Annotated in this window: 6 protein-coding genes and 1 rRNA gene; 6 read left to right on the forward strand and 1 reads right to left on the reverse strand. The window is 51.7% G+C overall.

Annotated elements, in window-relative coordinates; genetic code table 11:
• Nucleotides 1-222 precede the first annotated feature (222 nt).
• The 6 genes from F608_RS33990 (at nucleotide 223) to F608_RS0129805 (ending at nucleotide 14,381) form a co-directional block, all read left to right on the forward strand.
• Complete coding sequence (locus F608_RS33990; protein WP_022669415.1) at nucleotides 223-7,926, forward strand: type I polyketide synthase; 7,704 nt, start codon at nucleotides 223-225, stop codon at nucleotides 7,924-7,926.
• Nucleotides 7,927-8,488: 562 nt separating this feature from the next.
• Nucleotides 8,489-9,451 (forward strand): ABC transporter permease, encoded by a 963-nt coding sequence (locus F608_RS0129780; RefSeq protein ID WP_022669417.1) that lies wholly within the window; start codon nucleotides 8,489-8,491, stop codon nucleotides 9,449-9,451.
• A 10-nt stretch (nucleotides 9,452-9,461) separates the two neighbouring features.
• Nucleotides 9,462-10,280 carry an ABC transporter permease gene (locus F608_RS0129785; RefSeq protein WP_022669418.1) on the forward strand — a complete coding sequence of 273 codons (819 nt, stop codon included), beginning with the start codon at nucleotides 9,462-9,464 and terminating at the stop codon, nucleotides 10,278-10,280.
• A 9-nt stretch (nucleotides 10,281-10,289) separates the two neighbouring features.
• The gene (locus F608_RS0129790) at nucleotides 10,290-11,906 is read left to right on the forward strand and encodes an ABC transporter ATP-binding protein (protein ID WP_022669419.1); all 1,617 of its coding nucleotides are present in this window, start codon (nucleotides 10,290-10,292) and stop codon (nucleotides 11,904-11,906) included.
• A gap of 28 nt (nucleotides 11,907-11,934) precedes the next feature.
• Nucleotides 11,935-13,527, forward strand: coding sequence for an ABC transporter substrate-binding protein (locus tag F608_RS0129795; protein ID WP_022669420.1), 1,593 nt, complete (start codon nucleotides 11,935-11,937; stop codon nucleotides 13,525-13,527).
• Between the two features lie 356 nt (nucleotides 13,528-13,883).
• Nucleotides 13,884-14,381, forward strand: a complete 498-nt coding sequence (locus tag F608_RS0129805) for a MarR family winged helix-turn-helix transcriptional regulator (protein WP_022669422.1) — start codon at nucleotides 13,884-13,886, stop codon at nucleotides 14,379-14,381.
• 427 nt (nucleotides 14,382-14,808) lie between these two features.
• Here F608_RS0129805 and rrf read toward each other — a convergent pair.
• Nucleotides 14,809-14,925 (reverse strand): 5S ribosomal RNA (gene rrf / locus F608_RS0129810).
• Nucleotides 14,926-14,985: the final 60 nt, after the last annotated feature.

Consider the following 14,985-nt stretch of genomic DNA (forward strand, 5'->3'; position numbering starts at 1 on the left):
TAAACTATTGTTTTAAACAAATGAATAAAACAGATGTTTGAATTTGTCAATACACCAGCCTCTTATTTAAAAAAATGAATTTTGTCCTGGAACGCCCTCCAAACCAGCAGGACATCAATGTAAAACTTTTGTCAAAACCCTTTTAAAACAGGTGCTTTCAGATCTTTCCATAGTATATTGGCTCCCAATTTTATAATTTAAAATAAGGGTCAAGACGGCTCAATGAATAAAAAAAACATGGATTCAGCATCAATCGCCCAAAGCTCCATTGCCGTCATCGGTATGGGCTGCATATTTCCCGGCTCCCATGATCTCAAGGAATTCTGGCATCTTCTCTTCAACGGCATAGATGCCATTGAAGACATCCCCGATGAAACCCATTGGAAGATAAAAGATTATTTTGATCAGGACCCCTCCACCCCTGACCATGTATACTGCAAGCGGGGGGGCTTTATCCCGAAAACAGCCTTCAACCCCATGGACTACGGCATCCCGCCCAATAATATCCAGGCCACGGACACCTCCCAGCTCCTGGGCCTGGAAGTGGCAAAGATGGCCCTGGAAGATGCCGGATATCCCGTAAACCACCCCTTTCTCACTGAAAAAAAAGTCAATGTCATCCTTGGGGTCACCGGTACCCAGGAACTGGTGATTCCCCTGGGGGCGAGGCTTGGCCACCCCATATGGAAAAAGGCCATGGACAGGGCCAATATCAGCCAGGAGAAGAAACAGGCTGTACTGGATCAGATTCAGGGTTCCTATGCCCAGTGGCAGGAGAACTCTTTCCCGGGACTGCTGGGAAATGTGGTGGCCGGCCGGATCGCCAACCGGCTCAACCTCTCCGGCACCAATGCGGTCAGCGATGCCGCCTGTGCCAGCTCCCTGTCCGCTATCCACACGGCTGTCATGGAGCTTGAGGCCGGCAAATGCGACATGTCCATTACCGGCGGGGTGGACACCCTAAACGATATCTTCATGCACATGTGCTTTGCCAAAACCGGGGTCCTTTCCCATACCAGTGATGCCAGGCCCTTTTCAAAAGACGCCGACGGAACCGTCCTGGGGGAAGGCATCGGGATGCTGGTCCTGAAAAGACTGGAAGATGCCCAAAGGGACAATGACCGGATCTATGCCCTGATCCGGGGAATCGGCACATCCAGCGACGGCAGGACTTCCGCCGTGTACGCCCCTGAAGCCAAAGGGCAGATCAGAGCCCTGGAAGACGCCTATACCCGGGCCGGAATCGATCCTTCCACGGTCAGCATGGTCGAAGCCCACGGCACCGGCACCCGGGTGGGGGATAAGGTGGAGTTCACCGCCCTGAAGCAATGCTTTGACCATAAAGATCCAAAAGCCAGGGTGGCCCTGGGCTCGGTAAAATCCATGATCGGCCATACCAAGGCCGCTGCCGGGGCCGCCGGCATGATCAAGAGCGTGCTCTCCCTTTACAACAAGGTGATTCCCCCGACCCTTAAGGCGGAGGAACCTGACCCGGATCTCCAGATCAATGATTCCCCCTTTTACCTGAACAATCAATCCAGACCCTGGGTTGACGGCTCCGGAGATGAGCATCCCAGAAGATCCGGAATTTCCGCCTTCGGTTTCGGGGGCAGCAATTTTCATGCGGTCCTGGAAGAGTATGACCGGACAAAAGCCCATGTCTCCTGGGACGGATCCATCCAGATATTTGCCTTTTCAGACAAGACCCGGGACGGCCTCAGAGCCCGGCTGCAGGATCTTCAGATCCGAGTCGCCAATGCCGGAGAGGATGACAGGGGAGTTACCCAAACCCTGGCCTGGCAGGCCTGGGAATCCCGCAGAACCTTTTCCTCCAATCATGAATTCAGGCTGCTGCTGGTTCAATCCCGGGACCATGACATCCGTCAGTCCATTGACCAGGCCCTTGCCGTTCTGGACGGGAAAGAAATGCCCAAGGCCCCGGTCTTTTTCGGCACGGGAAAACCCGAAGGCAAACTCGGTTTCCTGTTCCCGGGCCAGGGAAGCCAGTACACGGGCATGGGCAAGGACCTTTTTTCAATGTTTCCCGAGGCCATGGATACCTTGTCCCTGGCCCAGACTTGTTTTGCCAGGGAAAACCAAGATGCTGAAAAATCCTTGAATAAATACCTCTTTCCCCTGCCCGGCCATGTCCAGGATAAAAAAGAGGCTGAACAGGAGTTAAGATCCACAGACATTGCCCAGCCTGCCATAGGCGCCCTCTCCCTGGCCATGACCCGGATTCTGTCCCGGTTCAAGGTCTCCCCGGACATGACCTGCGGCCACAGTTTCGGCGAACTGCCGGCCCTTTACTCGGCCGGGTGGATCGATCTGGAAACCTGCCTCACCCTTGCTGCAGTGCGGGGCTGCCTCATGGCCAGGGCCGGAAAAGAGGACAATGACCCGGGGTCCATGCTGGCTGTCCAGTCCGGGCTGGAAGAAATCGAGGCCCTGATCGCAGATAACAGTCTGGACCTGATTCTGGCCAATCAAAACTGCCAGACCCAGGGGGTTTTGTCCGGCACCACCGAAGAAATAGACCGGGCCTACAAGATCTGCCGCCGAAAAAAAATGAGGGCAATCAAGCTTCCCGTGGCCGCGGCATTCCACTCCGGCCTCGTCGAGAAAGCAGCCCGTCCCTTTGAAAAATTTCTAGACACCATTGCCGTCAACCCCACGGCGATCCCTGTCCTGTCCAATACAACGGGAAAGCCCTATGCCAGGGATATCAAAAAGATAAAACAGACCCTGGGCCGCCAGCTCATGCATCCGGTCAAATTTCTGGATGATGTCGAATCCATGCACGCCTCTGAAGTGTCCGCCTTTCTTGAACTGGGCCCCAAAACGGTTCTGACCGGACTGACCCGGACCATACTCAAAGGGGAACCGGTCTCTGCCGTTTCCCTGGACGGTTCCGCCGGGAAGAAATCCGGCCTGGGAGATCTGGCCGCGGTCCTGGCACACATTGCATCCCAGGGCCATTCCATTGATCTTACTCCCTGGGAGGACAAGGCAAAAAAGCCGGAACCAAGGAAGATGAAAATCATGCTGTCCGGGGCCAACCCCAGACCGGAGCCCCCAAAGCCTTCCTCCCCTTTTCCTGAAAAGAACCGGAACAAGATCTCTGATAATGATGAGACCAACCCGGCCGGCAAAGATCTTCAAGGTGGAGCATCGGATATGGTGCAGATGAAAAGCCGGTCCAGAGATCAGAGACCGGTCGTCGCTGAAGTCGTTAAAAACCCAGACCAAGGACAACCCATGACCCACTATCCCAAACAGATGAATTCCCCGGCAGACACCCCTTCCCTGGAGGCCATGCGCCTAGTCCGCCAGGGCCTTGAAGCCATGCAGGAACTCCAGACCCAGACGGCCAGGGCCCATGAAAAATTCCTTGAAACCCAGGCCGCAGCCACCCAGACCCTGGCCAATATGATGGGCCAGACCCGGGGCCTTGCCCCTGCCGGCAACTGGAGAGAACCCATTGAATCCGCCCGGCCGGCCCGGGATTATTCGAATCAGAATCAGACAAATACGGAATTTGAACCCGGGCCCCAAAAGGAAAACCGGTCCGGCTCAGCCCCTCTCCCCCGCGGTGAGTCAGGACCTACAGATAGCACACCGGAAACCGGTCAGACTGTTTCAGAAAAAACCCCGAATCAAAAACCCAATGCCGGGGATCCGATTTCTCCTTCCCGGGTAACCAACGAGGGTCTATCTGCGATTCAATCCATCCTCTTTGAGATCGTGAGCCGGCTCACCGGGTTCCCGGTTGAGATGCTGGAACCGGACATGAATATCGAATCCGATTTGGGCATAGATTCCATTAAAAAGGTGGAAATCATTTCCGAACTTGAAAAGCAATTACCGGACAACCCCGGCCTCACCACCGAAAATATGGGAACGGTTCAGACCCTGGATGAAATCTGCCTGGCCCTATGTCCCACGAATTCTCGGCAGGGTACAAATCCCGTTCCCGTGGAAAAGCCTATTGATCATGAACCTCCGGCTCAAAAAGACTCGGCCCAGGCGCCTTCTTCAGGAAAAGCCTATACAATCCTGGTCGAAACCATCAGCGATTTGACCGGGTTCCCCGTTGAGATGCTGGAGCCGGACATGGACCTGGAATCGGATCTGGGTGTGGATTCCATCAAGCGGGTGGAGATCCTTTCCAGGCTTGAACAGGAACTGGGCGACCATCCGGGCCTGTCCCCGGACGACATGGCCGGACTTAAAACCCTCAAAGACATTGCCCAGGCGCTTAGCCCGGATCCGGAACCGGACCGGGTCAAAAAAAAAACACCGCACAATGGAATTGAAGACAAGATAGATTCTTTTGAGGACCCCCCGGCGGACCTGATCAGACAGCAGGTCCGCCTCAAGGTATTTCCCACCAATCAGATCCGATTTTACAACGGAGCCCGGATTGAGCTTCCGGAAAACCGGAAAGTCTACATCACCCGGAACCCGGAAGATCAGGCCCAGGCTTCCCTGGCCCTTTGCTTCAAGGAAGAATTTACCAGGGCCGGCATTCAGGCGGAACTGATCCAAATCTCATTGAACGAGATTCCCCGGCTGAAAGATGCCGCAGGCCTGGTCATTCTCCAGGACACCTTTGACGGCCAGGATGTAGACCGGGCAGGCGACTATCTTAAAGCGGCCTTCTGCCTGATCCAGGAAAACGCCTCCTTTTTAATGGAATCCGCCGAAGAAAAAGGCGGTTTCCTGGCAAGCGCATCCTTTCTGGGCGGCGGATTCGGATTCAACTCCCGGCCCTTTTCCACCTGCCCGGTCTACGGAGGTCTGGCCGGACTGGTCAAAACCGCCAACATCGAGTGGAAGAATGTGCTCTGCCGGGCCCTGGACCTGCCGGATTCTCCGGACCCGTGCATGGCCAATGTGGAAGCTGCCGTCTCTTTAACCATGACCCAGGGTGAAGTTGAAATGGGGCTTGACGGTGACAATTGCAATATCCCGGTTCTTGAATCCCGTCCCCTGCCGGATGCGGCTGGGAAAAAACTCAACCTGGACAAGGATGAGGTGGTGGTCATCACCGGAGGTGCCCGCGGGGTTACGGCGGAATGCGCCATCTGCCTGGCCAGGGAAAGCGCCTGCCGGATCATCCTTCTGGGACGCTCCCCTGAGCCCTTTGATGAACCGGCCTGGGCCAGGGAGTTAACCGATCCGGCCCCCTTGAAAAAGGAGATCCTGGCCCGGGAGTTCAAGGGGCAGAAACCCAGGCCCGCTGATCTGGAAAACCGGTATAAGGCCCTTTTATCCAACCGGGAAATCCAGAACACCCTGGACAGGATCAGAGCCCTGGGAGCCTATCCTGCTTATATCCGTGCCGACATCAGGAATCAGGAAAAGCTTGAAAATATATTTTCCTCTATCCGGGAAAAATTCGGACCCATATCCGCCGTGGTCCACGGGGCCGGTGTACTGGAAGACAAACGCATCATCGACAAACAACCGGACCAATTTGAGAGGGTGTTTGACACCAAAGCAGGGGGCATGAACGCCCTGCTGGCGGCCGTAAAAACAGATCCTTTAAAATATATTGTACTCTTCTCTTCCGTGGCGGCCCGGACCGGAAACCAGGGCCAGGCAGATTATGCTGCGGCCAATGAGGTGCTGAACAAGACGGCCCGGAAACTCTCCTTTGAAAAACCCGACTGCAAGGTGGTTTCCATTAACTGGGGACCCTGGGACGGGGGCATGGTCACCCCCTCCCTGAAAAAAGAATTCCAGCGAAAGGGGATTGATCTGATCCCCCTGAAGGCCGGAGCAGAACAGATGATCCGGGAAATGCGCAGCCCGGATCAAAACCAACCCGAAGTTGTTATCGGCGCAGGGCTACCCTCGGACGGAGAGCCGGATAAGAAACGGCAAAACCATAAATTGTCCCGGGTATTGACCCGTTCTTTTTCCCTGAAAGAGGTTCCTGTACTCAATTCCCATAAAATCGACCGGCAGCCTGTGGTACCCTTTGCCCTTATATTGGAATTGATGGCCCACGGAGCGGAAAAAAACAACCCCGGCCTGGTCTTTGCCGGCATGGACGACATGCGGCTTTTAAAGGGAATCCTGCCGGGATCAAAGACCATAAATCTTGGTGTAAACATGGGAAAGTGCAGACCCGGTGAATCCGGATTCTCCTGCTCATCCAGCCTGACCTCTGAAAACACCGAGGGAGAACAGGCCCCCATGCATGCCGGTGCCATCTGCATATTGAAAAATTATCTGCCCAAACCGCCCATCTTGTCAAAGGCGGCCTTTATGGATCTGATTCCCTTTTCCATGACCATTGACCAGGCCTATGAAAAGATCTTGTTCCACGGAAAAGACCTGCAGCCCATCACGGCCGTCATTGGGGTCTCTTCCAAGGGGATAGAGGTAAAGGCCCGGACAGCACCCGAACCCGGTCAATGGTATGCCCGGCCCCATTCAAAATCCTGGACCGTTGACCCCATGATTCTGGACGCCGCGTTCCAGGCGGCCATCCTCTGGACCTGGGAAACCCGGAAACAGGTCTGTCTGCCCAGTTTCCTCGCCAATCTGAGACTCTATTCATCCTATGAAAGCCTCCGGGGAAGTGAGGTCCGGATCCTCTTTACCGTCAATGAAGAAACCGACCACAGGATAAAAGGATATTTCACTTTTCTGGATGAAACCGATAGGGTGGTGGCAAGTATTACTGGATTTGAAGCGGTCGTGGATCCGTCCCTAAAGGACAAATTCAAGCCGGTTCCCCTGTTCTCCAGGAAATCCATCCTGGCCTTTGCTGAAGGCAATCCCTCCGAAGCCTTTGGTAAACCCTATCAGATCTTTGATGCGGACAGGGAAATTGCCAGACTGCCCCGGCCCCCTTATTTTTTCATGGACCGGGTCCTTACGGCGGACCACCCCCAATGGGAGATGAAGCCCGGAGGATGGATTGAAACCGAGTATGATATCCCTGAAAACGCCTGGTATTTTTCAGCCAACCGGACATCTGCCCTGCCCTTCTGCATCCTTCTTGAAATCGCTCTTCAACCCTGCGGATGGCTGGCTGCCTTTGCCGGGTCCGCCCTTCAAAGCGAAGAAAGACTTCATTTCAGAAATCTTGGAGGAAAGGCAAAAATTCTCAAAACCGTATCAAAGGATTCCGGCACATTGACCGTCCGCTGCCGGATGACCGGTGTATCCAAAGCCGGGGGCATGATCATCCAGGATTTCGAAATGGAAGTCATGAACCGGGGAAACATCGTCTACCAGGGAACCACCAATTTCGGTTTTTTTACGGGCCAGGCCCTTTCCAACCAGATCGGGATCAAAAACAGTGAATTGACGGCCTTTACCCCGGATCAGGATGAGTATACTCCCATCCTCTTTAAAGCAGATGCCCCCCTTACCCCTGAAGATAAAAACAGGAGCACGGATAGTGGAATGCCGGCCAAGGCCCTGAGAATGATAGACGCCATTGAAATCCTGGACCTGAACTCCGGTATTTACGATAAGGGCTATATCCGGGCTAGCAAAAAAGTAGATCCCGGGGAATGGTTTTTTGATGCCCACTTCTTTCAGGATCCGGTCTGCCCCGGCTCCCTGGGGATTGAATCCTTTATCCAGATAGTCCGCTGCTTTATTCTGGAAAAATTTGATATCGAGCCCGCCCAATACGAATCCCAATTGACCCTTGACCAGTCCCATGAATGGATCTACAGGGGGCAGATCATCCCCTCCAATAAAGATATCCAGATTCATGCCCATATCAGGGAGGCAGGCAGGGATAAAGACGGGTTCAGTGTAAAGGCCGACGGCGCCCTGACCGTTGACGGAATCTGTATTTATGAGATGAAAGACTTTTCCGTCTCCTTTGTCCCCAGAAAAAAGGGTCTGGGCAAAAACCTGGAAGAATCTTCTCCGGGATTGGCATTGGGAAACTGAGCCGGATCAGCCGATAGAATCTGCCTGATTTCAAATCCTTTTCTTTAGGGAAACCTTTCATCCTGTTTTGCATGGGGAGGCATTTGATCTTCTGCCTGCCCGGCATGTTCTTCTTCGATAGTGTCCTTCGATAGTGTCCAATGTATTGCCGGATGAAAACAAAGGACAAGACACCCTGTCCTAGGGTAAGTCCTCCGGCAGAATCTGCCGAATAAAGTCCATCAAACCCTTCGGCACCATCCCGCGAATCCGAAGCCGAATAGTTGTCTACAGCTGATCAGACCCTGATCCCGATTTCTGGAAAAAGGCAAAACCCAGACCCTATCAGGGACAATTTTGCCCATGGGGATGAATTATTGTGTTCTATGCATCTTGACATTTTATATTGTGTTCGATATTGTTTCACCTGCTTATGGCTGGATCCAGACCGCCTATGATTGCCCTTTATTAAGCAACCATAAAGGCGGATGGGTCTCTTTCAGCGGGATTCTCAAAACATAGAGTTGAATGAGTCCGGTTTTTGTGATCAACATACCGAAGAAGGGTAAGATTTGTTGTTTTTATGAAAAATGTCCTTTCATTAATTATTAAACGGTGCAGTGCCAGCCTTGTAACCGTATGTGTCATATCCATCATCATCTTTATCGGGGTGGAGCTTTTACCGGGGGATGTGGCTGAGACCGTTTTAGGCCAATCCGCTACCCCTGAAACGGTAGAAGCATTCAGAAAAGAACTCAAGCTTGATCTGCCGGCCCATGTCCGGTATGTGGCATGGCTGAAGGAATTTGTTCATGGAGATTTCGGGACTTCCCTTGCCAATGGAAGACCGGTTTCCGAACTGATCTCCTGGCGCCTGGCCAACACCCTTTTCCTGGCGGTGAGCACATCTGTAATTGCCATCCCCCTGGCCATTCTTTTGGGTATGGCCGCGGCATTTTACCGAAACTCCCTGTTTGATAAAATGATCTCGATCATCACCCTCTCTTTTATCTCTTTTCCTGAATTCTTTGTGGCATATATTTTTATCAGCATCCTGTCTGTCCAGCTGAACCTCTTCCCCAGTCTTTCGGTCATTGATCCGAAAATGGGTCTGGCTGACCGGCTCTATACGATTCTTCTGCCCTCCCTGACCCTGACCTGCGTGGTCACCGCCCATATGATGAGACAGACCCGGGCGGCCATCATAAACGTCCTGGCCAGTGCCTATATCGAAATGGCGGAGTTGAAAGGGATAACCCGGCTTAAAATTATCATTCACCATGCATTTCCCAATTCATTGTCGCCTGTGATCAATGTCATCGCAGTCAATATTGCTTATCTGGTTGTGGGGGTGGTCATTGTGGAGGTGGTGTTTGTTTATCCCGGACTGGGACAATTGCTGGTGGACTCGGTAGCCAAGAGGGATCTGCCCGTGGTCCAGGCCGCTGGATTGATCTTTTCACTTGTTTATATTTTTTTAAACCTTTTGGCCGACATCTTTTCAATGCTTTCCAATCCCAGATTGAGACAATCCAATATCCAGTGAGGTTGATTCCGTGTTAAAATTATTTCAAAACGCCCCCCTGTCCGCAAAAATCGGTGCCGGGATCGTCCTTTTCAATATACTGATTGCTATTTTTGCCCCTTTGATCGCACCCTACGGAGAGACCAGTGTTGTGGGAGATGTGTGGGAGGTTTTTTCAGATAAGTTTTACCTGGGGACCGACCACATCGGGCGGGACCTGCTCACCCGGATGGTCTATGGTGCCCGGAATACCATTGCCCTGGCGTTCATTACAACGATTCTATCCTTCTCATCCGGTTCCCTGCTCGGATTTGTGGCCGCAGTCAAAAAGGGATGGACAGACCAGGTGTTGAGCCGGATCATTGATGTCATCATGGCATTTCCTACACTGATCTTTGCCCTGATGGTTTTATCTGTTCTGGGATCTTCGATTCCGGTACTCATCCTAACCATTGCCCTTCTGGATTCCACACGTGTGTATCGATTGGCACGGGCGGTTGCCATGGATGTCGAAGTAATGGAGTTTGTGGAGGCAGCACGGCTGAGGGGGGAAGGCACCCGATGGATTATGATACAGGAAATTCTTCCCAATGCCCTGCCTCCGCTGGTGGCTGAATTCGGGCTCAGGTTCTGCTTTGTCTTTTTGTTTATCGCTTCTCTGAGCTTTTTAGGCCTGGGGATTCAACCCCCGCTGGCCGACTGGGGAGGAATGGTCCGGGAAAACGCCGGAGCCATTACCTTCGGTATATACACCCCACTGATTCCTGCGGCGGCTATCGCATTTTTAACCGTTGGCGTAAATTTGATCGTGGACTGGTTTCTCCATCTATCCAGCGGTCTTAAGGAGTGAGGAAAAAAGATGACAAACCTGCTTGAAATAAAAAATTTATACATTGAAGGTTTTTATGAAAACCAATGGCATTCCATTGTTAGAAACATCAGTTTAACCCTGAAGCGGGGTGAGGTCCTCGGTCTGATCGGGGAGTCCGGTGCAGGAAAATCCACCATCGGACTTGCGGCCATGGGATACACCCGGCCGGGATGCCGCCTGGCCTCCGGCTCAATCAACCTTCAAGGCCAAGAGCTGTTCAATGCCAGCAGCGAGACTTTGAGATCGATACGGGGGTCCAAAATCGCCTATGTGGCCCAGAGCGCAGCCGCTTCATTCAATCCCTCCCACCGGGTGATCCATCAATATGCAGAGGCCCCGGTGCACCATGGTCTTATGACTTATGGAGAGGCCCAAAAAGATGCCGTGGAGATCTATGACCGCCTCTTCCTTCCCAACCCGGAGAAAATCGGCTTTCGCTTTCCCCATGAGCTCTCCGGCGGACAGCTTCAACGGGCCATGGTGGCCATGTCCATGTCCTGTAAACCCGAAATTATCGTGTTTGACGAGCCGACGACTGCACTGGATGTGACCACTCAGATAGAAGTTTTGGCGGCGGTTAAGGAAATTACTGAAAAAATGAACAAGGCGGCCCTGTATATCACCCATGACCTTGCCGTGGTGGCCCAGGTGGCCCACCGCATCATGGTGCTTCGCAACGGCCGTCTGGTGGAAGAAGGGGAAACCCGGTCGCTTATCCAAAACCCAAAGGAAAAATATACCCGCCAGCTCTTGAATGTGCGGCAGCTCAGAGAGGGGAAAACCCATTCCGGACAGACCGATGTGATCCTGAAAGTAAAGGATGTATCCGCCTCTTATACCGGTGATGAAAATGTGCTGGAGGACATCAACCTTGTGGTCAGAACCGGAAAGACCGTTGCCCTGGTCGGGGAGTCCGGTAGCGGCAAAAGTACCCTGGCAAGGGTGATCACAGGCCTGCTCCCGGCGGCTGGAGGAGAAATTGAATTTTCCGGAAAAAACCTGCCCACTGAATTGAATCAACGGGATAAAGATGATCTGAGAAAGATGCAGATGATCTACCAGATGCCGGACACTGCCCTGAATCCCAAACATACGGTCAGAAAAGTGATCGGCCGGCCCCTTAACTTTTATTTTGGCCTGAAAGGGAAAAAAGCAGAGGAACGGATCAGGGATCTGCTGAAAAAAATTGAACTTGATCCGGACACCTATATTGACCGCGTAACCACGGAACTGTCCGGCGGGGAAAAACAGAGGATCTGCATTGCCCGGGCCCTGGCAGCGGAACCGGATCTGATCATCTGTGATGAAGTGACTTCGGCGCTGGATCAGTTGGTTGCCGAGGGCATACTGGATCTGCTCCAGGATCTCCAGAATAAAACAGATGTATCCTATCTGTTTATCACCCATGATCTTGCGACGGTAAAGGCCATAGCCGATAAGATTGTGATCATGCTGGAAGGCAGAATCATTGAACAGGGCGAAAAGGCAAAAGTCCTTTCTCCGCCCCACCACGAATATACAGACAAGCTTCTGGCATCAGTTCCAAAGATGGATCCGGACTGGCTGGACAATCTGCTTGAGGAACGGTCCGAATCCTTTATCTAAACCTATAATTTCAACAAAGGAGAATATAATGACAGATTTTTCTAAATTGGCCCTGATGTTTGATCAAAAAAAAATAACCCGCCGCCAGTTTGTTTCCCAGTTGTCTGCCCTGGGGGTGTCGGCCGCCCTGATCCCTTCATTTTTGTCCGGCAAGGCTTTTGCTGCAACCCCTAAAAAAGGGGGAACTTTCCGGCAGGCCATGTCCGGAGCCGGCACCTCTGACTCCCTTGATCCGGCGCTGCTCCTGGCCAATCATGCCATTAACACCAACTTCCAGATCAGAAACTGCCTGGTCGAAATCGATCATAACTTCAAACCGGTGCCGGAACTTGCCGAGTCCTGGGAATCTTCACCCGATGCAAAAAAATGGGTTTTCAATCTCCGGAAAGGGGTTGAATTTCACAATGGAAAAACAATGACAGCAGATGATGTGATTTTCTCCATTAACCATCACCGGGGAGAAAAATCCAAGTCAGCGGCAAAGCCTTATCTCAAATCCGTAAAAGAGATCAAGGCAGACGGAAAGTACACTGTTATATTTGACTTGTCAGAAGGCAGTGCAGACTTTCCTTTCATTCTGGGAGATTATCATCTGGTCATCTGCCCCGAGGGCCTCCAGGGCAAAGAGTGGGAAAAAGGGGTCGGCACAGGCGGATATATGCTTGAAGAGTGGGAACCGGGTGTGCGTACCCTGACCCGGCGGAATCCCAATTATTGGAAAGAAAACCGGGCCCATTTTGATGAAGTGGAAACCCTTGCCATTGCAGACGTCAATGCCAGAAGCAATGCCTTGAAAACCGGCCGCATCGACGCCATGGACCGGGTGGACCTGAAAACCGTACACCTGTTCAAACGGATGCCTTCCGTAAATGTGACCGCCCTCACCGGCACCATGCACTATTCCATGCCCATGATGGTGGATCAGAAACCCTACTCTGACAACGATGTCAGGACAGCGCTGAAACTGGCAGTGAACCGGAAAGAAATGGTTAAAACCATACTAAAGGGATACGGAGAACCTGGCAATGACCATCCCATTTCTCCGGTAAACCGGTATCATGCCTCCGGACTTAAACAGAGGGAATATGATCCTGATCAGGCAAAATTTTTGATGAAAAAAGCTGGAATGCTGGACCACACCTTTAACCTTCATGCATCTGATGCCGCTTTTGCCGGTGCCGTTGACACGGCTGTCCTTTATCAGGAAAGCGCCAAAAAAGCCGGAATCAAAGTCAATGTGGTCCGTGAACCGGACGATGGATACTGGAGCAATGTCTGGACGAAAAAAGAATGGTGCATGTGTTATTGGGGAGGCCGTCCGGTTGAGGACATGATGTTTTCCGTTGCCTATGCCAAAGGGGCCCCATGGAACGATACCCATTGGAGTAATGATAAATTTAACAAACTGCTGGTAGAGGCAAGGGCAGAGCTGGATGACAACAAGCGCAGACAGCTTTATGCCGATATGCAGGAAATCTGCAAAGATGACAGCGGCACCATTGTTCCCATGTTCAACCAGATCGTTGAGGCCCAGTCCAAAAAGGTCGGTTACGGTTCCATTTCCGCCCACATGGAGCTGGATGGCAATAAAAACGCGGAACGCTGGTGGTTTGCCTCCTGATTTAATCTGCTGAGAATCCGGGCAGGCGGGAAATGTCAGTCCCTCTGAGCATACTGATACAGGGGATTATGGTTGACCGCCTGCTTAATCTTAAATCTTTTTTAAAGGGATATTGGTGGTCCTCTCCGGCGGACTGGACTGCCTTGCTCAAACGCTATAATTTACGGGATATCAAGGCACCTGATGATTCCGGTGGCAGAGCCCTGACCTGCCGTTGGAAAAAAGTAAAATAGGAGTCATCGTTTCATCAGAGGGTCCTCCTAATTTAAATGAGGATGATTCTGTGATAATGATTGCCCTTATCAGGCCGATTAAGTTAGTATGGGCGACTATACAAATCCAATGGGGGAGGCAGCATGCCGGGAAAGAAGTTAAATGAAGAAAGGTGCCGGGATTTACTGATATCCATAAGAAAGATAATTCAGGCCGTTGACATTCATTCGCGGAAATTAAATAAACACTTTGGCCTGACAGGGCCGCAGCTGATTGTACTGCAGGAAATTTCCATCTCAGGACAAATCTCAATCACTCCATTGTCAAAAGCGACCAGCTTAAGTCAGGCAACGGTGACGGATATTACCAAACGTCTGGAAGCCAAAGGATATATTTCACGAAAAAGAAGAGAAGATGACCGAAGAGCCGTCAGTCTTTTTCTTACGGTTAAAGGGAAAGAAATCATAGAAAATTTGCCTCCCCTGCTCCAGGAAACATTTACAGAAGGATTTTCCAAAATCGAGGACTGGGAGCAGTTGATGATTATGAGTGCTTTTGGACGGGTCGTTAACCTGATGGAAGCAGAAAAAATTGAGGCATCTCCAATTTTACTCACCGGGCCGATACAAACGGCAGGATAATTCCGGGAACTGAGTTTCAAGGGGGTGTTTGTACCGGGTTAAACGCTATCCCCCTGATCAAAGATTAAAGCATGTCTGCAGAACAAAAAAAAGCCCTGACCAATCGGGAAGATTGATCAGGGCTTTTTCAAGAATAACCCGGCAGCGTCCTACTCTCCCACACAGTCTCCCATGCAGTACCATCGACGATAGGGACCCAAACATAAGATCAGGCCTTCCGTGTTCGAGATGGGTACGGGCATAATCAATTAATAATTGCGGAGGACCCTTTGGGCCCCCATTTATGATTGGGGCGCAGCATCCTCAATTGTTAACCAATTATTCATTGTTAACTTGCTCGCACTAACGATCAAGCCGTAGATGTTCCCGTTAAAATAAAAAAAGCCCTGACCAATCGGGAAGATTGATCAGGGCTTTTTGAAGAATAACCCGGCAGCGTCCTACTCTCCCACACAGTCTCCCATGCAGTACCATCGGCGCTAGGGAGCTTAACTTCCGTGTTCGAGATGGGTACGGGTGTGGCCTCCCTGCCATTGCCACCAGGTTAAATCAAAAGGACCTGGAACTTCTGAAGGGGTTATGCGTACATGTCCCATGGGTCCAA

The sequence above is a fragment of the Desulfospira joergensenii DSM 10085 genome, assembly GCF_000420085.1.
Taxonomy (GTDB): Bacteria; Desulfobacterota; Desulfobacteria; order Desulfobacterales; family Desulfobacteraceae; genus Desulfospira; species Desulfospira joergensenii.